A 19,739-nucleotide genomic window follows, 5' to 3' on the forward strand; every position below is an offset into this window, starting at 1 on the left:
ACCCTCGGATGACTCAGACGATCCGTCAGACCGGCCCCGGGAGCGAACCCGCCCTCGGCATACCGGTGCCCGCCCCCGTGGTGCGGCTGCGCGGCGCGCTCGCCTCGCTGGGCGGCCGCCCGGTGCTGCGCGGGGTGGACCTGACCGTCGCCCCCGGCGAGGTGGTCGCGCTGCTGGGCGCCAACGGCTCCGGCAAGTCCACCACCGTCAAGACGGTGATCGGCGCGGTGCCGCTCAGCGGCGGCGACCTGGAGCTGTTCGGCACCCCGCGGGGGCGCTTCCGCCAGTGGCACCGGGTCGGCTACGTCCCGCAGCGCACCACCGCCGCCGGCGGCGTGCCCGCCACCGTGCGCGAGGTGGTCTCCACCGGCCGGCTCGCCCAGCACCGGATGCGGCCCTTCCGCCGGGTCGACCGGGCGGCCGTGGACCGCGCGCTGGAGGCCGTCGGGATGCTGGACCGGGCCGGCGACGGGGTCGGCGACCTCTCCGGCGGCCAGCAGCAGCGGGTGCTGATCGCCCGCGCCCTGGTCGGCTCCCCCGAGCTGCTGATCATGGACGAGCCGATGGCCGGGGTCGACCTGGCCAGCCAGCAGGTGCTCGCCGACACCCTGCGCCGGGAGGTCGAGCGCGGCGCCGCCGTCCTGCTGGTGCTGCACGAACTCGGCCCGTTGGAGCCGCTGATCGACCGCGCGGTGGTGCTGCGCGACGGCTGCGTGGCGCACGACGGCCCGCCGCCGCCCGGGGCCGGGCAGCACGCGCTGCCGGGCCACGACCACGTCCACCCGCACGCCGACGCCCGCTCCGGGGCCCGACAGGGGCTGCTCTCATGATCCAGATGTTCTCCTTCGAGTTCATGCAGCGCGCCTTCCTGGCCGCCCTGCTGGTCGGCGTCACGGCGCCCGCGGTGGGGATCTACCTGGTCCAGCGGCGCCAGGCGCTGATGGGCGACGGCATCGGCCACGTCGCGCTGACCGGCGTGGGGTTGGGGCTGCTCTTCCAGACCAGCCCGGTCTGGATGGCCGTGCTGGTCTGCGTGCTGGCCGCGGTGGTGATGGAGCTGGTCCGCTCGCGCGGCAACCAGCGCGGCGACATCGCGCTCGCCATGCTCTTCTACGGCGGCATGGCCTGCGGGCGGCTGCTGATCAGCAAGGCCCCCGGCGCCAGCGGCACCGGCGGCAGCCTGGACAGCTACCTCTGGGGCTCGATCGTCGCGGTGGACGCCGGCGACCTGGCCACCATCGCCGCGCTCGGCGCGGTGGTGATCGCGGTCACCCTGGGCCTGCGCCGCCAGCTCTTCGCCGTCTGCCAGGACGAGGAGTTCGCCAAGGTCACCGGGATCCCGGTGCGGCTGCTCAACCTGCTGCTGGCGGTGATGGCCGCGGTGACCGTCACGGTCGCCATGCGGGTGGTGGGGCTGCTGCTGGTGAGCGCGCTGATGGTGGTCCCGGTGGCGGCGGCCCAGTTGCTGACCCGCTCGTTCCTGGCCACCCAGGTGCTCTCGATCGGCCTGGGCGTGGTGGTCTCGCTGGGCGGGGTGGCCACCTCCTACCAGGCCGACGTGCCGCCGGGGTCGGCCATCGTGCTGCTGGCCATCGCCTTCTTCGCCGCCTTCAGCGTGGTCGCGGCCCCGCTGGCCCGGCGCCGGCACCACCGGGCGGCACCCGAGCGCGGGCCGCTGGTCTGCGACGTCCTGCTGCCGGCGCAGGCGGTGGCCTCCCCGGCGGGCGCCGGGCCGGCGGGGCCCGGCGCTGACGGGCCGTCGGCCCCGCCCGGCGGGGAGTCGATCGGCCGTGCGGGGCTGGCACAATGAGGTGTGACCCGCCCCGATCCCCAGGAGGAGCCCCGGTGACCACCGCAGGCCCGTCGCCACGCGCCCGATCCACCCGCCAGCGCGCCGCGGTCTCCGCCGCGTTGGACGAGATCGAGGACTTCCGCAGCGCGCAGGAACTGCACGACATGCTCAAGCACCGCGGTGACTCGGTCGGCCTGACCACCGTCTACCGCACCCTGCAGTCGCTGGCGGACGCCGGCGAGGTGGACGTGCTGCGCACCGCCGACGGCGAGGCCGTCTACCGGCGCTGCAGCAGCGGGCACCACCACCACCTGGTCTGCCGGCACTGCGGCAGCACGGTGGAGGTCGAGGGACCGGCGGTCGAGCGGTGGGCCAACGCGGTGGCGGCCGAGCACGGGTTCAGCGACATCGCGCACACCCTGGAGATCTTCGGCACCTGCGCGGAGTGCGCGGCCAAGCGCTGACGCCCCGCGGGTCCGCCCCCGCCGCGCGGCCGCGCCCGGGCCCGCGTCCCGTACCCGGGCGAGCCCCGGGTACGGCGGACGCCGGCCCCCCGATCAGCGCTGGGTGGGCAGCTCGGCGCCGGCCACCTCGTTGGGCAGCGCGCCGCCGAAGCGCCGGTCGCGCATCGCGTACTGCTCGCAGGCCCGCCACAGGTCGCGCCGGTCGAAGTCCGGCCAGAGCACGTCCTGGAACACGAACTCGGCGTAGGCCGACTGCCAGAGCCAGAAGTTGGACGTGCGCTGCTCGCCGCTCGGGCGCAGGAACAGGTCCACGTCCGGCATGTCCGGGTGGTACATGTACTTGGAGATGGTCTTCTCGTTGACCTTCTTCGGGTCCAGCTTCCCGGCCGCGACGTCGGCCGCGATCGCCGCCATGGCGTCCGTGAGTTCGGCCCGGCCGCCGTAGTTGACGCACATGTAGAGGGTGACCAGGTCGTTGCCCTTGGTCTGCTCCTCGGCCACCTTGAGCTCCTGGACCACGCTCTTCCAGAGCTTGGGCATCCGGCCGGCCCAGCGGATCCGCACGCCCATCGCGTCCAGCTCGTCGCGGCGGCGGCGGATGACGTCGCGGTTGAAGTTCATCAGGAACTTCACCTCGTCCGGCGAGCGCTTCCAGTTCTCGGTGGAGAAGGCGTAGAGCGAGATGTTGCCCACGCCCATCTCGATCGCGCCCCGCAGCACGTCCAGCACGACGCTCTCGCCGACCTTGTGGCCCTCGGTGCGGGGCAGCCCGCGCTCCTTGGCCCAGCGGCCGTTGCCGTCCATCACGATCGCGACGTGCTCGGGGACCAGTTCACCGGGGATCTTCGGCGGCTTGGCGCCACTGGGGTGCGGGGTCGGGGGAAGGTACTCCCGCTGCTTGCTGCCGCCGAAGAGCCGTCGCGCTGCCATGCTCACTTCTCCACGTATCTCATCGAGCGGATGCCCCGCTCGAGGTGCCACTGCAGGTAGGCCGCGACCAGGCCGCTGCCCTCCCGCCAGTACCTCGGTTCGCAGGCATCCGCGGTCTGCCAGTCTCCGGACAACAGCGCACCGAGCAGAACCAGTGTCTCAGGGGAGGGTACGGCACAACCGGGCACACGGCAGTCCGCGCAGAGCACGCCGCCGGCCTGCAGCGAGAAGAACCGGTTGGGGCCCTCCAGACCGCACTTCGCGCAGTCCGTGAAACTGGCGCCGTAGCCGTTGACGGCCAGCGAGCGCAGCAGGAAGGCGTCCAGCACCAGGTGCGACTGGTGCGTGCCGGCGGCCAGCGTGCGCAACCCGCCGACCAGCAGCAGGTACTGCTGGACGGCCGGCTCGCCCTCGTTCTCGGCGAAACGTTCCGCCGTCTCCAGCATCGCGGTGCCGGCGGTGTAGCGGCCGTAGTCGGTGACGATGTTCCCGCCGTACGGCGCGATGGTCTCCACCTGGGTGCAGAGCGGCAGCGAGCGGCTCACCAGCTCGCTGCCGCGGCTGAAGAACTGCACGTCCACGTGCGAGAAGGGCTCGAGGCGGGCGCCGAACTTGGACTTGGTCTTGCGGACCCCGCGGGCCACCGCCCGCACCCGGCCGTGCTGGCGGGTGAGCAGGGTGATGATCCGGTCGGCCTCGCCGAGCTTCTGGGCGCGCAGCACCACGCCGTCGTCGCGGATCAGGCTCATGGCCGGACCCGACGGGGGCGGTGGGCCGCGCGGGGGCGGCGGGACTCGGTGGACATCCCCCTATTCTCTCTCCTCCGGACAGCCGGGTACCCGCACCGGGTACGTGGGGGACCGGTGCGGGACGCGGCGGGCCCGGAGGGGGGAGTACGGGCCCGGCTCGGGAGCGCTGGGGCGCGCCCTGGAGGAGCTGCTCAGTGCGGGGTGCGGGTGGCCGCCTCCAGCAGCCGCGCGACCGCGTCCGTGCTCAGCCGCAGGCAGGTGCCGACGGCGGCCAGCGCCTCGCGCTCCTGCGGCCGGTAGCGGCCGTCGGCGAGCGCGATCCAGGCGCCCTGCAACAGCAGCCGCTCGCGGCCCGGCTGGGCCAGGTGCGGGGCCAACGGTTCCAGGGCGGCGTGCAGTTCGATGGCCAGCGCGCTGCCGACCCCGTGCACGTCGAACGGCTCGCCCGCGCTCTGCCCCGACAGCGCCGCGAGGGCGGCCAGCACCTGGGCCTCGCCGCAGTCCTCGAAACCGGCCTCCCGGATCACCGCGCAGGCCTCGCCGCGGGCCGAGGAGGAGGTGGTCCCGCCGGCCGCGAGCACCGCCAGCGCGATGGTGTACTGCGCGTCGCGCAGCATCCCGGTCAGCCGCACGCTGGTGGGCTGCTCCAGGCTCTCCACCCCGTAGCGGCCGCTGCAGCTGGTGCACTGGACGCTGCCCAGCACCGGCCCCAGCGGCAGCAACGGCGTCCCGAACAGCCGCAGCCACCGCCGGCCGTGCTGGCGGCGGTAGTTGCGGTCCCCGCCACAGCCGGGGCAGAAGAAGTCGCCGAGCACATCCGTTCGCCACCGCGGGCGAACACCCCACAACCGTGTCACGGCGCCAACTCCCCAGACATGGCAGGCGGCCTGCACGTCGACGGGCAGGTCACGCGACCGGAGGTGGAGGCCGTCCCACCGACCCCCGTTTCCGGTGCGTCGATGTTGCCACGGTTGCCCGCACGTGTCAGTACCCCGAACACCTGCCGACGGGAAAAAATGTGGCCCAGGCCACACCGGTCCCCCACCGGCGCAGGCCGCCCCGCACGGTGCGCGGGACGGCCTGCGAAGTCCACCGGTACGGGTTACCGGCGTGCCGTGCGGTTGACGGCGCTGATGATGGCCTTCAGCGAGGCGCGGACGGTGTTGGCGTCGATGCCGACCCCCCACAGCACCTGGTCGCCCACCGCGCACTCGACGTAGGCGGCGGCCTGGGCGTCGCCGCCCTCGCTCAGCGCGTGCTCGGCGTAGTCCAGCACCCGTACGTCCACGCCGATGGCGCCCAGCGCGTCGGCGAAGGCGGAGACCGGGCCGTTGCCGGTACCGGTCAGCACCGTCTCCACGCCGTCCACCACGGCGGCGACGGTCAGCGCGTCGCGGCCGTCCTCGGTGGTCAGGCTCTGCTGCTCGCGCAGCGAGATCCGGCCCCACGGGTTCTGCGGGGTGGGCAGGTACTCGTCCTGGAAGACCGCCCAGATGTCGGCGGGGGTGACCTCGCCGCCCTCGGCGTCGGTCTTGGCCTGGATGATCCGGGAGAACTCGATCTGCATCCGGCGCGGCAGGTCCAGCTTGTGGTCGTTCTTCAGCACGTAGGCGATGCCGCCCTTGCCGGACTGGCTGTTGACCCGGATGACCGCCTCGTAGGAGCGGCCGACGTCCTTGGGGTCGATCGGCAGGTACGGCACGCCCCAGGTGTACTCGCCCACCGGCACGCCCGCGGCGGCCGCGTCCGCCTCCAGCGCGTCGAAGCCCTTCTTGATGGCGTCCTGGTGCGAGCCGGAGAAGGAGGTGTACACCAGGTCGCCGGCGTAGGGGTGGCGCTCGGGCACGCTCATCTGGTTGCAGTACTCGTAGGTGCGGCGGATCTCGTCGATGTTCGAGAAGTCGATCATCGGGTCGACGCCCTGCGAGAACAGGTTCATCCCGACGTTGACCAGGTCCAGGTTGCCGGTCCGCTCGCCCTGTCCGAACAGGCAGCCCTCGACCCGGTCGGCGCCGGCCATCACGGCCAGCTCGGCCGAGGCGACGCCGGTGCCGCGGTCGTTGTGCGGGTGGGTGGACAGCGCCACGAACTGACGGCGCGACAGGTTGCGCGACATCCACTCGATCTTGTCGGCGTAGACGTTGGGGGTCGAACGCTCCACCGTGGTCGGCAGGTTCAGGATGATCTCGCGGCCCTCGCCGGGCTGCCAGACGTCCATCACGCCCTCGCAGACGTCCAGCGCGAAGTCCAGCTCGGTGTCGATGAAGATCTCCGGCGAGTACTGGTAACCGAAGACCGTCTCGTCGCCCAGCAGCTTCTCGGCGTACTCCATGACCAGCCGGGTGCCGTCCACCGCGATCGCCTTGATCTGCTCCCTGCTGCCCCGGAAGACCACCCGGCGGAACAGCGGCGAGGTCGCGTTGTACAGGTGCACGGTGGCGCGCGGGGCGCCGACCAGCGACTCCACGGTGCGCTCGATCAGGTCCTCGCGGGCCTGGGTCAGCACCGAGATGGTGACGTCCTCGGGGATCGCGCCCTCGGTGATCAGCGAGCGGACGAAGTCGAAGTCGGTGGCGCCCGAGGACGGGAAGCCGACCTCGATCTCCTTGTAGCCCATCGACACCAGCAGGTCGAACATCTTGCGCTTGCGGGCCGGCGACATCGGGTCGATCAGTGCCTGGTTGCCGTCGCGCAGATCGGTCGACAGCCAGCGCGGCGCCTTGGTGATCACCTGGCCGGGCCAGGTGCGGTCCGGCAGGTCGACGGTGCCGAAGGGTACGTAGCGGCCGAACGGCATCCCGGACGGCTTCTGCTGCACGCTGGCCGCGGTGATCGGCGTCGGCCGGTCGATGAACGCACGAGCGACGGAGGACTGCTCAGTCATGGGTGAGACTCTCGGCTTCTCTTCGGAGGCGGGCTGGTCGGGGTGATGGTCACCCGACGGGCCGACTGGTGCGGCGCACAACGGCGTTGGAATGCGCACAGCACAGATCCCGCGGCGAGGGAGCCGGCCTCTGAACGGTCTACAGGCCCTCGCCGCGGCAGCTAAGAAGAAGCAGCCCGTAACGCATGATGGTGCCAGCGTAACCCAGGCCCGTCCGGTGCCGAAGTGAACCGGCCCACGTTTCCACTCCTTGAGACGGGGCGCGAGCGGACCCTGGCGGAGCCGTGGGTGGGCCGTGGCCCGGCCCCGCGGCGCGGTGCGCCGGTGGCCGACACCGGAAAGAAATCGGTCCATTGTCCAAAATGCCGGGCGAATCCCATCGTTGCGTAGCAGACTGGCGACCATGCGTATACAGGTGACCAGGACCGGCGGCTTCGCAGGGCGCACACTCCGGGCCGAGCTGGACACCGTCGAACGGATCGACGCCCCGCACGTACACGCCCTGGCCCGCGAGGCGGTCGCCGGGGCCGCCCGCACGCCCGGATACGGGGTGCCGGACGGCTACCACTACGCGATCGCCGTGGACGGGCGCACGGTGCACTGCGCCGACCCGAGCCTGACGGACTCGCAGCGCGAGCTGGTCTCCCTGGTGCTGCACCAGGGCGTCACCCTGCCGCCGGGCTGAGCGCCACCCAAGGCCCGCCGGGGACGGGCGACTTCGCGGTGCGGCCGCTCCAGCGCGCGACGGGCTCACAGCTCGGCGGGCTCACAGCTCGACGGGCTTAGAGCTCAGCGGGCCGGTAGGCGGAGGCGGGGTAGTGCAGCGCCGGCGGGATCGCGGCGTCGATCGTGCGCACCGCGGCCCGCAGGTCGGTGAACAGGTCCTCGATCACCGGGATGACGTCGCCGCCCGCCCCGAAGACCAGTCGCCCCTCGCCGCGCGCCTCCACGCCCACCACCTCCTCGTAGCGCACCTCGTGCACCTGGCCACCGGGGAAGCGCATGGTCAGGCCGCGGTCGGTGACCCGCAGCCGCACCGCGCGGGCGTCGCCGCTGAAGAGCCGGGCCAGCAACGGCGGGCGCAGCTCCAGGCCGTCGGTCGGCAGCCGCCGGCCGCCGCCGGCGCGGTGCTCGGGCAGGAAGGCCGCGGCGAAGTCGGGCCGCACCCCGCAGGGGACCACCAGCAGCGCGCTGCGCAGCGCGGCGGCGAAGGCGGTGCGCGCCTGATCGACCGTCACCCTCTCCAGCCGCGCCAGGCGTTCGGAGCGCGGGCACCAGGGCCGGTCGAGCAGTTCGACCCCCAGGGCGCCGGCCACCTCGTCGTCCTCGTCCGGGGAGGTCAGCTGCTCGACCGCGCCGGCCAGCTCCTCGGCCAACTCGGCATCCGTGGGGCCCTGTTCGGCCAGTCGCCAGGCCTCGGCCCAGAGCAGTTCGGCGACCTGCCCGGCCTCGCCCTCGCGGGCGTCCAGGTGGATCACCTGCTCGCCCGGCCCCTGGCCCGGGCCGCCGGCGACGCTCTCGTAGCCCACGTGGTAGCTGAGCCCGCGCTGGTGGCGGGCGGCCAGCCGCAGGCGCTCCGCCAGGACGGCCACGGCCATCTGCACGGCGGGGTCCTGCGGGTCGACCCGCAGGGCGAGTCCCGGGCCGTGGGCGTCGTCCTCGCGCCACGAGGGGGTGACCACGGGCAGCGGCTCGGCCGCCGTGCGCACCGGGCGCCGGCCGGGCAGCAGCGGCAGTCGCAGGCCGGCCGGCGGCGGTCCGCTCAGCACCAGCACGGCGTTCTCGGCGTGGAAGAAGCGCTGCACCAGGTCGCGGACCGCCTGCGGCCCGATCCGGTCCGGCCCGGGGCCGGCGTAGGGGGCCAGGCCCGGGCCGCTGGCCCCGTAGCGGTGCGACAGCAGCGCGGCCACCGTCGGGTGCGTCACCTGGCCGCCCTCGGCGGCCAGCACGCCGCTCTCCTGCTCGAGGCGGTCCATCGGCAGGTCACCCAGCGCCCGGCAGACGAGTTCCAGGAAGCGCGCCACCTGCTCGGGGCGGCCCGAGCAGGTGAAGCGGGTGGTGTCCAGGTCGACGGCGGCGTTGTGCTCGTGGTGCAGGCGCGGCAGCGTGCTCATCGCCAGGTGCTCCACGAGGTGGGTCACCCCGAGGGTGCGGAAGGTCTCGTCCCGCGCGCCGCAGCCGAAGACGAGCGCCGCTTCGAGCGGGCCCGGCTCTTCGGTCCACAGGACGGGGACGCCGTCGATCACATCACGCTGCATCGCATGATCATATGAAATTAGATGGGATATTCAAATATTGACCACTGAACGGTCAAGGAGGGGCAAACTCAGAATCCCAGCTTGCGCAGCTGCTTGGGGTCGCGCTGCCAGTCCTTGGCGACCTTCACGTGCAGGTCGAGGTAGACCGGGGTGCCGAGCAGGGCCTCGATGTGCTTGCGGGCGGTGGTCCCGACGTGCTTGAGCCGGGCGCCCTTCGCGCCGATCACGATGGCCTTCTGGCTCTGCCGCTCGATGTAGACGTTCGCGTGGATGTCCAGCAGCGGGCGGTCGGCCGGGCGGCCCTCGCGCGGGATCATCTCCTCGACCACCACCGCCAGCGAGTGCGGCAGCTCGTCGCGCACGCCCTCCAGGGCGGCCTCGCGGATCAGCTCGGCCACCATGATCTGCTCGGGCTCGTCGGTCAGGTCGCCGTCCGGGTAGAGCGGCGGGCCGAGCGGCAGCAGCGGGGTGAGCAGGTCGGCCAGCAGGTCCACCTGCTTGTCGCCGACCGCCGAGACCGGGATGATCTCCGCCCACTCGATGCCCAGCTCCAGGCCGAGCTGGTGGATGGCGATCAGCTGCTCGGCGAGCTTCTTGGAGTCGACCAGGTCGGTCTTGGTGACGATCGCCACCTTGGGGGTCTTCTTGACCTCGGCCAGTTCCTTGGCGATGAACTTGTCGCCGGGGCCGAGCTTCTGGTCGGCGGGCAGGCAGAAGCCGATCACGTCGACCTCGGCCCAGGTGGAGCGGACCAGGTCGTTGAGCCGCTCGCCGAGCAGGGTGCGCGGCTTGTGCAGGCCGGGGGTGTCCACCAGCACCAGCTGGGCCTCGGGACGGTGCACGATGCCGCGCACGGTGTGCCGGGTGGTCTGCGGACGGTCGGAGGTGATCGCGACCTTCGTCCCCACCAGGGCGTTGGTCAGGGTCGACTTGCCCGCGTTGGGACGGCCGACGAAGCACGCGAAACCCGAGCGGTAGGGGGCTGCCGGGGAGGAGGGAGTGTCGCTCATGGGGACCATTCTCCCTGATCACCCGGGACCCACCCGACACCCCGCCGCGCGGTCACTTCCGGCGCGACTGCAACGCCCCGACCAGGGTGAGCACCAGCAGGGCGATCGAGCCGCCCAGCCAGTACGGCGAACCGGTCTCGTGCCAGCGGCCGAGGCCCATCACCACCGCCAGCAGCGCGGCGAAAAACCCGAGGGTCCCCATCAGGGCCCCACCCCCTCCCAGTGGGAGTGAGATTATCGGGTTTTCCGTCGACTTCCTTGGCAGGACCGGGCTCAGGCCTCGACGCGGGTGCGCAGCGCGCCGTCCGGACCGGCCAGCAGCAGCGGGGTGCCGGCGCCACCGAGGTCCCGCACGGCGGCCAGGTCCTGCGCGGCCGGCTCCTGCCCGGCGCTCACCACCGCGGCCGCCTCCAGCCCCTTGGCGCCGCTGGCCACCGCCATCGCCACCGCGGTCTGCACCGCGCTCAGCCGCAGCGAGGCCAGCTCGACGGTGCCGGCCACGTAGGTGCGGCCGGTCTCGTCGCGGACGGCCGCACCCTCCGCGACACCGTTGCGGGCACGGGCCGAGCGGGCCAGCGTGATGATCTTCTGGTCTTCGGGATCGAGCTCAGTCATGCCGCCGAGCATAGGCCGCGCGGACCGGGCGGACCGCGCCGGGCCGCCCGCCCCGACCGCCCTGCCCCACCCCCTCGGCCCCGACCCGCTCAGCCGGCCAGGAAGGCCCCGCTCCCCTGCGGCGCGAACTGCGCCAGCGCCTGCTCGATCCGCACCAGGGTGTCCGCCGAGAGCTCCACCCGGGCCGCGGCGAGGTTCTCCTCGATGTGCGCGGGCGTGCGGCTGCCGGGGATCGGCACCACGTGCTCGTCCTGGCGCAGCAGCCAGGCCAGCGCCAACTGGCCCGGGGTGAGGTCGAGCTCGGCGGCGATGCCGCGCAGCGGGGCGTACCGGTCGTTGTTGGCCCGCAGGTTGGCCGGATCGAAGCGGGCCAGGTTGTGGCGGAAGTCGCCCTCCCCCAGCTCGCTCACGGTACCGGTCAGGAAGCCGCCGCCGAGCGGGCTCCAGGCCACCACGCCCACGCCCAACTCGCGCGCGGCCGCCAGCAGCTGCGGGTCGGCCGGCTGCCACATCGACCACTGGACCTGCACCGCGGCGACCGGGTGCACCGCGTGCGCCCGCCGCACCTGCTCGGCGGTGACGTTGGAGAGCCCGAGGTGACGCACCAGCCCGTCCTCGACCAGCTCGGCCACCGCTCCGATCGTCTCCTCGAACGGCACCACCGGGTCCGGGAAGTGCGGGTAGTAGAGGTCGATCACCTCGGTCCCCAGATTGCGCAGCGACTGCTCGGCATAGCCGCGCACGTACCGGGGGTCGTTGTTGACGGCCAGCTCCCCGAAGGCCGCGTTGACCGGGAAGCGGTGCGCGGGGGCGCCGTCCGGGATCCGGAAGCCGAACTTGGTGGCGATCACCACCTCCTCGCGCCGGCCCCGCACCGCCCGGCCGACCAGCTGCTCGTTGTGGCCCTCGGCGCCGTAGCCGTCGGCGGTGTCGATCAGCGTGGCACCCGCGTCCAGGGCGGCGCGCAGGGCGCCCAGCGCCCGGTCGTCGTCGACCTCGCCGTACATGCCGGGTGACAGGGCCATCGCGCCGAAGCCGAGGGCGGAGGTGCGCAACGCACCGAGGGAACGGGTCGCAAGAGTCGTCATGTGGCCACAGTTACCAAGGAACTGACGGACCGTCCACAGATTTGTGGCCGGCGGCCCGCGCCGCCGGCCGCGGCGTGGGCGCACGCCTCCGGGGCGGTCAGTCCTGCGGCTGCGGCTCCTCGGCGGTGTGGCGCACCGGGGTGGCCACCACCGTGCCGATCCGGTTGCGCCGGCCGGCCGAGCTCTCGGCGATCAGCCGGATCGCCGTGATCGCCGCGGGACCGCCCGCACCCTCCTCGGGTACCGGCAGCTCGCAGGCCGAGCCCGGGATCGGCACCCGGCCCAGGTTCTTGGCGAGCAGGCCGCCGACCGTCTCGACGTCCTCGTCCACCAGCGCGATGCCGAACAGCTCGCCGAGGTCCTCCACCAGCAGCCGGGCGGTGATCCGGTACGAGCCGTCCCCGAGGTCCTCGATCGGGGCGATCTCCCGGTCGTACTCGTCGGTGATCTCCCCGACGATCTCCTCCAGGATGTCCTCGATGGTCACCAGGCCGGCCGTGCCGCCGTACTCGTCGATCACGATCGCCACGTGCGAGCGCATCTGCTGCATCTCGCGCAGCAGGTCGCCGGCCGGCTTGCTGTCGGGGATGAAGACCGCCGGGCGCATCACGGTGTCCACCTGCTCCGACTCCGCCTCCCGGTTGACGTGGGTGCGCCGGACCAGGTCCTTGAGGTAGACGATGCCGACCACGTCGTCCTCGTTGTCCCCCACCACCGGGATCCGCGAGAAGCCGGAACGCAGCGCCAGGGTGAGCGCCTGACGGACGGTCTTGTGCCGCTCGATCATCACCAGGTCGGTGCGCGGCACCATCACCTCGCGCACGATGGTGTCGCCCAGCTCGAAGACCGAGTGCACCATCCGGCGCTCGTCGTCCTCGATCAGGTCGTCCTTCTCGGCCAGGTCGACCAGCGCGCGCAGCTCCGCCTCGGAGGCGAACGGTCCCTCGCGGTACCCCTTGCCCGGGGTCAGCGCGTTGCCGAGCAGGATCAGCAGCCGCGGGATCGGCCCGAGGATCCTGGCCAGCGGCAGCAGCACGAAGGAGGCCGTGGTGGCGGTGGTCAGCGGGTGCTGGCGCCCGATGGTGCGCGGCGAGACGCCGACCGCCACGAACGAGACCAGCACCATCACGCCGAACGCCAGCAGCACCGCCTGCCAGGTCTGCTGGATGTTGCGCACGCAGACCACGGTGACCAGGACCGCCGCCGCCATCTCGCTGGCCACCCGGATCAGGGTGGCCAGGTTGAGGTAGCGGATCGGGTCGGAGGCCAGCGTCAGCAGCCGGTCCGCGCCGCGCCGGCCGTTGCGCACGGCCTCCTCGGCGCGGAACCGCGAGACGCGCGAGATGCCCGCCTCCGCGCAGGCCGCCAGCCAGCCGAGCATGACCAGCAGGAAGGCCCCCACCAGGAGGCTCGTACTGTCACCACTCATCGGGGATCAGTGGGTGGTGGGGGCTGGGGAGATCCCCGACAGCCCACGCCCCGACCGCCAGTCGTCGAGGATCCGCTTCTGGAGGGCGAACATGGTCCGCTCCTCCTCCGGCTCCTCGTGGTCGTAGCCGAGCACGTGCAGCACGCCGTGGACGGTGAGCAGTTGCAGCTCCTCGTCCATCGAGTGCTCGGAGGGGGCGGCCAGGCCCTGGGCCTTGGCCACCTCCGGGCAGAGCACGATGTCGCCGAGCAGGCCCTGCGGGAGCTCCTCGCCCTCCTTGCCGGGACGCAACTCGTCCATCGGGAAGGACATCACGTCGGTGGGGCCCGGCAGGTCCATCCACTGGATGTGCAGCTGCTCCATCCCCTCGCTGTCGATGAGGATCACCGACAGTTCGGAGAGCGGGTGGATCCGCATCTGGTCGAGGGCGTAGCGGGCGACGTCGAGGATGGACTCCTCGTCGACGTCCCAACCGGACTCGTTGGCGATGTCGATGGACATGAAGGGGTCTGTGCTCAGCTTTCGGTGCGATGGGACTGTCGGGGGGTACGGCTGCGCGGACCGCGCGGGGCGGCCTTGCGCGGGGTCGCCGGCGGCGCGTCCTCGGCGTTCTCGGCGTCCCAGCGCTCGTAGGCGTCCACGATCCGGCCGACCAGCTTGTGGCGGACCACGTCGGTGCTGGTCAGGATCGAGAAGTGGATGTCCGGCACGCCCTGGAGGATCTCCTGGACGACCTTGAGGCCGCTGCGGGTGCCGCCGGGCAGGTCGATCTGGCTGGTGTCACCGGTGACCACCACCCGCGAGTTGAAGCCGAGGCGGGTCAGGAACATCTTCATCTGCGCGGGCGAGGTGTTCTGCGCCTCGTCCAGGATGATGAAGGCGTCGTTCAGGGTGCGCCCGCGCATGTAGGCGAGCGGGGCGACCTCGATGGTGCCCGCGGCCATCAGCCGGGGGATGGAGTCGGGGTCCATCATGTCGTGCAGCGCGTCGTAGAGCGGGCGCAGGTAGGGGTCGATCTTCTCGTAGAGCGTGCCGGGCAGGAAGCCCAGCCGCTCGCCGGCCTCGACCGCGGGCCGGGTCAGGATGATCCGGTTGACCTCCTTGGCCTGCAGCGCCTGCACGGCCTTGGCCATCGCCAGGTAGGTCTTGCCGGTGCCGGCCGGGCCGATGCCGAAGGTGATGGTGTGCCGGTCGATCGCGTCGACGTAGTTCTTCTGGTTGACCGTCTTGGGGCGGATGGTGCGGCCCCGGTTGGACAGGATGCTCGCGGTGAAGACCGTCGAGGGGCTCTCGGCGCCGCCCGACGGGTCCAGGGCCGCGCTCCTGAGCATGGCGATCGAGCGCTCCACGGCGTCCTCCGTGAGGGGCTGGCCGGTGCGCAGCACCAGCATCATCTCGCTGAACAGCTGCTGGACCACCGCGATGTCCTCGCGGTCGCCGGTGGCGGTCACCTCGTTGCCCCGGACGTGGATGTCGGTCTCGGGGAAGGAGCGCTCGATCACCCGCAGGAGGGAATCGGTGGCGCCGAGCAGGGTGACCATCGGGTGCTTCTCGGGGATCACGATCCGGGCGCTGAAGCCGTCGCCGCCGTCGGCGCGGGTCTGTGCGGTGTCACTCATCGGTTCGCTCATGGGTCGGCGCTGGGGCCTGCCTCATCCCATCCGTGGTCTCGGGGTGCCACTCGGTCGGTGCCGGGGTCACCAGGGTACGCCGCGCAGGTGTTCGCTGTGGTGCGGCCCGATCGATGGTGGGGCAGCCGGGACGGCGGCGCCACCCGTTTTCGCGGCGCTCAGCGCGGCGGGACCGGGATCCGGGCGAGGTCCTCGGCCACCACCAGCTCGCCGTCGAAGTGCGCCCGGGCCTCGGCGAGGTGGCCGGCCAGGTCCGGGTAGCGCTGCGAGAAGTGGGTCAGCACCAGGGTCCGCACGCCGGCCTCGGCGGCCACCTGCGCGGCCTGGGCGGCGGTGAGGTGGCCGTGCTCCTTCGCCAGGTGGGCGTCGGCCGCCAGGAACGTCGCCTCGATGACCAGCAGGTCCACGCCCTCGGCCAGCGCGTGCACGCCCTCGCAGAGCCGGGTGTCCATCACGAAGGCGAACCGCTGCCCGCGCCGCACCTCGCTGACCTCCGCAAGCGTGACGGTGCGCCCCTCGACCTCGACGGCGCCCTCGCGCTGCAGCCGCCCCACCGCCGGACCGCGCAGGCCCAGCGCGGCCAGCCGCTCGGGCAGCAGGCGCCGCCCGTCCGGCTCGGTGAGCCGGTAGCCGAACGCCTCCACCGGGTGCGAGAGCCGCACCGCCTCCAGCGCGAAGGGCGCACCGGGGGCCGGCAGCGGACCGGGCCCGGCCACCGGGTGCGGGTGCAGCTCGGCGCTCTCGTGGAAGGCGGTGGCGTGCCGCAGCCGCTCGAAGAAGACCTGGCCGGAGGCGGGGTAGTAGGCGTGCACCGGGTGCGGGACCCGGTCCAGGTTGATCCGCTGGACCACCCCGGCCAGCCCCAGGCTGTGGTCGCCGTGGAAGTGCGTGACGCAGATCCGGGTCAGGTCGGTGGCCGAGACGCCGGCGTGCAGCATCTGGCGCTGGGTGCCCTCGCCCGGGTCGAAGAGCAGGCCCTCGCCGTCCCAGCGCAGCAGGTAGCCGTTGTGGTTGCGGTGCCGGGTCGGCACCTGGCTGGCCGTGCCGAGGACGACGAGTTCACGCTGGGACACCGGATCAGACCATGCCCTCGCGCAGCGGCCTGCCGCCCAGCACGTGCACGTGCGCGTGGAAGACGGTCTGCCCGGCACCGGCGCCGGTGTTGAAGATCAGCCGGTAGTCGCTCAGGCCCTCCCCGGCGGCCACCGCGGCGGCCTCGGTGAGCAGCTCGGCGGCGACCAGCGGTTCGGCGGCGGCCAGCGCGGCGGCGTTGGGGTGGTGCGCGTGCGGGACCACCAGGATGTGGGTGGGCGCCTGCGGGTGGATGTCGCGGAAGGCGAGCGTGTGCTCGCCCTTGCGGACCACGGTGGCCGGGATCTCGCCCGCCACGATCTTGCAGAACAGGCAGTCCGCCTGCGGCTCGCCGGCCATCAAGCTCTCCTCGTGCTGGTTCCTGGTGATCTGACGCAGCGGCAGCCTAGCCGAGCCGCACGGCCGCGGCGCGGGGGCGGGGGGGGGGGGCGGGGGGGCGCGCGCGTCGGGGAGCCCCCCCCCGCCGACGCGCCGCTCAGAGCTCCGGCAGCGGCGGAGGGGTGCGGGCCGGGGTGCGGGCCAGGCCCTCCAGCGCGATCCGGACCGCCTCGGCCAGCTGCGGGTCCTGACCGGCCGCCCAGTGGTGCGGGGCGAAGGGCACCTCGACGTCCGGGGTGACGCCGCGGTTCTCCACCCCCCAGCCGTAGCCCTCCAGCCAGATCGCGTACTTGGGCTGGGTGACCGCGGTGCCGTCCACCAGGCTGTAGCGGCTGTCGATGCCGATCACCCCGCCCCAGGTGCGGGTGCCGACCACCGGGCCGATGCCCAGCGCCTGGATCGCGGCGTTGACGATGTCGCCGTCCGAGCCCGCGTGCTCGTCGGCCAGCGCCACCACCGGGCCGCGCGGGGCGTCGCCCGGGTAGGGGTCGGCGGTCGCCAGGTCGCGGGCCCGGCCCCAGCCGACGATCCGGCGGGCCAGCTTCTCGACGATCAGCTGCGAGGTGTGGCCGCCGCGGTTCGCCCGCAGGTCCACCAGCAGGCCCTCGCGGGCCATCTCCACCCGCAGGTCGCGGTGGAGCTGGGCCCAGCCGGCGCTGGCCATGTCGGGGATGTGCAGGTACCCCAGCCGGCCGCCCGAGAGCTCGCGGACGGCGGCGCGCCGGCCGGCCACCCAGTCGTGGTAGCGCAGCGCCTGGTCGTCGGCGAGCGGGACGACCACCGGGTGGCGGGTGCTGCCGTCGGCGTGCCGCACGGTCAGCTCGACGGGCTGCCCGGCGGTGCCGGCCAGCAGCGGCGCCGGACCGGTCACCGGGTCGACCGGGCGGCCGTTGACCGCCAGCAGCACATCGCCCGCGCGCATCGCCACGCCGGGGGCGGCCAGCGGCGAGCGGGCCCGCGGGTCGGAGGACTCGCCGGGCAGGATCCGGGCCACCTGCCACTCCTCGCCGGCGCGGACCAGGTCGGCGCCGAGCAGGCCCTGGCGGCGGGCCGCGTCGGTGCCCACGCCGGGCGGGCTGACGTAGGCGTGCGAGGTACCGAGCTCGCCGACCACCTCCCAGAGCAGGTCGACCAGGTCGTCGTGCGAGCCGAGCCGCTCCACCAGCGGGCGGTAGCGGGCCAGCGCGCCGGACCAGTCGAAGCCGCCGAGGTCGGCGCGCCAGTAGTTGTCGCGCATCAGGCGGCCGTTCTCGTCGAACATCTGCCGCCACTCGGCCGCCGGGTCGACGGTGACCCGCACCCGCTCCAGGCCGACCTGGGTCTCGTCCTCCTCGGCCGCCTTGTGGTCGGCCGGCACGATCCGCAGCTCGCCGCCGTCCAGCACCGCCAGCCGGCTGCCGTCGCCGCTCACCGCGAAGGCCTCCAGGCTGTCCACCAGCTGCTCGACCCGCAGCTTGCGCAGGTCGTAACGCTCCAGCACCGGGCCGGGGCGCTCGTCGTCGGGGGCGGCCGCGTCGTCACCGAGCTCGCCGACCACCGGGTAGCGGGTCCAGAGCACGCCGTCCTTGGCCGCCCGCAGCGCGCCGAACCGGCCGCCCTCCACCGGGAACGGGACGATCCGGTCGGCCAGGCCCGCCAGGTCCACCAGGGTGGCGGGCACCACGGCCTCGTCGGCGCCCGCCTTCTCGTCCTCCTTGTCCTCCGCCGGATCCACCGGGCGCCCGGCGCGCAGCGGGCCGAACGGCGAGGGGGTGGTGGCGGCCAGCGTGATCAGGTACGGCCGGCCGCCGGTCGGGAAGCCCAGGTCGAAGGAGTGGGCGTCGTAGACCGGGTCGAAGTTGCGCATCGAGAGGAAGGCCAGGTGCCGGCCGTCCGCGGTGAAGGCCGGCGAGGTGTCGACGAAGCGCTGCGGGGTGGCCTCGGCGACCGTGCCGCCGGCCAGGTCGGCCAGCATGATCTGGCGCAGCGACCAGGGGCCGAGCGTCGGCTGCGACCAGGCCAGCCAGGCCGAGTCGGGGGCGAAGACCAGACCGTCGACCTCGCCGTCGGCGCTGCGGGCCAGCTCGCGCACCGTGCCGTCGGCGAGGGTGAGCAGCAGCACCCGGCCGTCGTGCGCGGCCAGCGCCACCCGCCGGCCGTCCGGCGAGACCTCCAGCGAGAGCACCCGGCCGAGCAGGCCCTGGGCCAGCCGGCGGCGCTCGGTGCCCAGGGCGTCGGGGGCGTACTCCAGCGCGTCGTCCCCCTCGGCGTCGGTGATCCAGAGCGCGCCCTGCGTGCTGCCCTCGCCGCTCGGCGGGACGACCGCGGCCAGCCGGGCGCGGGCGCCCGGGGTCTCGTCCAGCACCCGGGCCGGGCCCTCGCGGTGGGTCAGCCAGTGCACGGTGCCGCGCACCACCACGGCCAGCGCCCGGGCGGTGGCGTCCGGGGCGGCGCTCTCCACCCGACCGGTCGCGGCCACCGGGTGGCGGCGCCGTCCGGTGCGCGGACCGGCCAACCGGATGTCCAGGCGGCGCGGTTCGGCGCCGGCGTGCAGGCCCTCCAGCAGCCACAGGTCACCGGCACCGTGCCAGACGACCCGGCGGCCGTCGGTGCTCGCGCCGCGGGCGTAGAAGCCGGGCGCCCCGGGGTCGGCGGGGTCCGCGGGGGTGTGGCAGCGCAGCGCGGTGCCGTCCGGGCGGCTGGAGTAGAGCCGGCCGGTGCCGTCGTGGTCGCTGAGGAAGGCCAGGTGGCCGCCCTGCCCGTCGCCCGATGGGCGCGGGTCCTCGGCCAGCCACATCGGGGACTCGATGTTGCCGTCCAGCTCCTCGTGCAGCCGGTGGAACTCGCCGCCCGGCGCGCCGACCCAGAGCTTGCCGGCGGTGCCGCCGCGGTACCGCTTCCAGCGGGCCGGCTCCATGCTGTAGGCGGAGAGCAGCAGGGTGCGCTCGCCGTCCGGCTCGAAGGCCAGCGCGCCGACGGGCCCGTACGGCAGCCGGCGCGCCTCGCCGCCGTCCAGCGGGAGTGCGAAGGCCCAGGCCTGACGGATGGTCGGCTGGCCCGCGCTGGTGATCGCGACCGGTTCGCCCTCGCGGGTCCAGCCGCGCAGCAGGGTCCTGGTGGTGGCTCCCCAGTGGGTGAGCCGGCGGGCCTCGCCGCCGTCGACCGGCGCGGTGTAGATCTCCGCGGAACCGTCGCGGGTGGAGGTCCAGGCGATCTGCCGGCCGTCCGGGGAGAAGCGCGGATGGGAGACCGGGACGCGGTCGGCGGTCAGTCGCCAGGCCCGGCCGCCGGCGACCGGGGCGAGCCAGATGTCGTCCTCGGCCACAAAGGCCACCAGCTCGCCGTGGATGTCCGGGTGGCGCAGATAGGCACCGGCGGGGGTGTTCTCAGGTTCCGTCACCGCGCCAGGTTATGCACCGCGCCGGGCCGGGGAGAAGTGC

General features: G+C 73.5%; 19 protein-coding genes. 4 read left to right on the top strand and 15 right to left on the bottom strand.

All coding sequences use genetic code 11. The features are described from left to right. Positions 1–8: 8 nt before the first annotated feature. Genes ABD323_RS01210 through ABD323_RS01220 form a run of 3 tightly spaced genes read left to right on the top strand, consistent with a single transcriptional unit; the run spans position 9 to position 2,256 of the window. Positions 9–830 carry a metal ABC transporter ATP-binding protein gene (locus ABD323_RS01210; RefSeq protein WP_344437928.1) on the top strand — a complete coding sequence of 274 codons (822 nt, stop codon included), beginning with the start codon at positions 9–11 and terminating at the stop codon, positions 828–830. After that, a complete protein-coding gene (locus ABD323_RS01215) occupies positions 830–1,810 on the top strand; it encodes a metal ABC transporter permease (protein WP_344438044.1) in 981 nt (326 codons plus the stop codon). The genes ABD323_RS01210 and ABD323_RS01215 overlap by 1 nt, the downstream gene beginning before the upstream one ends. 35 nt (positions 1,811–1,845) lie before the next feature. Further along, positions 1,846–2,256 carry a Fur family transcriptional regulator gene (locus ABD323_RS01220; RefSeq protein ID WP_344437931.1) on the top strand — a complete coding sequence of 137 codons (411 nt, stop codon included), beginning with the start codon at positions 1,846–1,848 and terminating at the stop codon, positions 2,254–2,256. A gap of 93 nt (positions 2,257–2,349) precedes the next feature. Here the strand turns inward: ABD323_RS01220 and ABD323_RS01225 are convergent, their stop codons facing one another. The 4 genes from ABD323_RS01225 to leuA all read right to left on the bottom strand — a co-directional run bounded on the left by ABD323_RS01225 (position 2,350) and on the right by leuA (position 6,819). Continuing rightward, positions 2,350–3,186, bottom strand: a complete 837-nt coding sequence (locus ABD323_RS01225) for an isoprenyl transferase (protein ID WP_344437933.1) — start codon at positions 3,184–3,186, stop codon at positions 2,350–2,352. Between the two features lie 2 nt (positions 3,187–3,188). Further along, complete coding sequence (gene recO, locus ABD323_RS01230; protein ID WP_344437935.1) at positions 3,189–3,935, bottom strand: DNA repair protein RecO; 747 nt, start codon at positions 3,933–3,935, stop codon at positions 3,189–3,191. 191 nt (positions 3,936–4,126) lie between these two features. Further along, positions 4,127–4,792 (bottom strand): TerB family tellurite resistance protein, encoded by a 666-nt coding sequence (locus ABD323_RS01235; RefSeq protein WP_344437937.1) that lies wholly within the window; start codon positions 4,790–4,792, stop codon positions 4,127–4,129. A gap of 245 nt (positions 4,793–5,037) precedes the next feature. Continuing rightward, on the bottom strand, positions 5,038–6,819 hold the full coding sequence (leuA, locus tag ABD323_RS01240) for a 2-isopropylmalate synthase (RefSeq protein ID WP_344437939.1): 1,782 nt from the start codon (positions 6,817–6,819) through the stop codon (positions 5,038–5,040). A 403-nt stretch (positions 6,820–7,222) separates the two neighbouring features. On the opposite strand from leuA, the gene ABD323_RS01245 reads away from it, so the two are divergent. Further along, entirely contained in the window at positions 7,223–7,504 is a 282-nt protein-coding gene (locus ABD323_RS01245; RefSeq protein ID WP_344437941.1) for a protealysin inhibitor emfourin, read from the top strand. 97 nt (positions 7,505–7,601) lie between these two features. Here the strand turns inward: ABD323_RS01245 and ABD323_RS01250 are convergent, their stop codons facing one another. The 11 genes from ABD323_RS01250 to ABD323_RS01300 form a co-directional block, all read right to left on the bottom strand. Beyond that, positions 7,602–9,077 (bottom strand): M16 family metallopeptidase, encoded by a 1,476-nt coding sequence (locus tag ABD323_RS01250; protein WP_344437944.1) that lies wholly within the window; start codon positions 9,075–9,077, stop codon positions 7,602–7,604. A gap of 68 nt (positions 9,078–9,145) precedes the next feature. Then, positions 9,146–10,096 carry a GTPase Era gene (era, locus tag ABD323_RS01255; RefSeq protein ID WP_035806094.1) on the bottom strand — a complete coding sequence of 317 codons (951 nt, stop codon included), beginning with the start codon at positions 10,094–10,096 and terminating at the stop codon, positions 9,146–9,148. A 43-nt stretch (positions 10,097–10,139) separates the two neighbouring features. Beyond that, complete coding sequence (locus ABD323_RS01260) at positions 10,140–10,289, bottom strand: hypothetical protein (RefSeq protein ID WP_344437948.1); 150 nt, start codon at positions 10,287–10,289, stop codon at positions 10,140–10,142. Positions 10,290–10,360: 71 nt separating this feature from the next. Next, positions 10,361–10,714 carry a cytidine deaminase gene (locus ABD323_RS01265; RefSeq protein ID WP_344437951.1) on the bottom strand — a complete coding sequence of 118 codons (354 nt, stop codon included), beginning with the start codon at positions 10,712–10,714 and terminating at the stop codon, positions 10,361–10,363. 77 nt (positions 10,715–10,791) lie between these two features. Then, positions 10,792–11,790 (bottom strand): aldo/keto reductase, encoded by a 999-nt coding sequence (locus ABD323_RS01270; RefSeq protein WP_344437953.1) that lies wholly within the window; start codon positions 11,788–11,790, stop codon positions 10,792–10,794. 97 nt (positions 11,791–11,887) lie between these two features. Then, complete coding sequence (locus ABD323_RS01275) at positions 11,888–13,219, bottom strand: hemolysin family protein (protein WP_344437955.1); 1,332 nt, start codon at positions 13,217–13,219, stop codon at positions 11,888–11,890. A gap of 6 nt (positions 13,220–13,225) precedes the next feature. Further along, positions 13,226–13,720: an rRNA maturation RNase YbeY gene (gene ybeY / locus ABD323_RS01280; protein WP_344437957.1), complete on the bottom strand. Its 495-nt coding sequence runs from the start codon at positions 13,718–13,720 to the stop codon at positions 13,226–13,228. 14 nt (positions 13,721–13,734) lie between these two features. Then, positions 13,735–14,838, bottom strand: a complete 1,104-nt coding sequence (locus ABD323_RS01285; RefSeq protein WP_344437960.1) for a PhoH family protein — start codon at positions 14,836–14,838, stop codon at positions 13,735–13,737. Positions 14,839–15,008: 170 nt separating this feature from the next. Continuing rightward, positions 15,009–15,923: a ribonuclease Z gene (locus ABD323_RS01290; RefSeq protein WP_344437962.1), complete on the bottom strand. Its 915-nt coding sequence runs from the start codon at positions 15,921–15,923 to the stop codon at positions 15,009–15,011. A gap of 4 nt (positions 15,924–15,927) precedes the next feature. Next, a complete protein-coding gene (locus tag ABD323_RS01295; RefSeq protein WP_344437964.1) occupies positions 15,928–16,281 on the bottom strand; it encodes an HIT domain-containing protein in 354 nt (117 codons plus the stop codon). A gap of 136 nt (positions 16,282–16,417) precedes the next feature. After that, positions 16,418–19,699, bottom strand: a complete 3,282-nt coding sequence (locus ABD323_RS01300; protein WP_344437966.1) for a S41 family peptidase — start codon at positions 19,697–19,699, stop codon at positions 16,418–16,420. Positions 19,700–19,739: the final 40 nt, after the last annotated feature.

It is taken from the genome of Kitasatospora nipponensis (genome assembly GCF_039528135.1).
GTDB classification, from domain to species: Bacteria; Actinomycetota; Actinomycetes; order Streptomycetales; family Streptomycetaceae; genus Kitasatospora; species Kitasatospora nipponensis.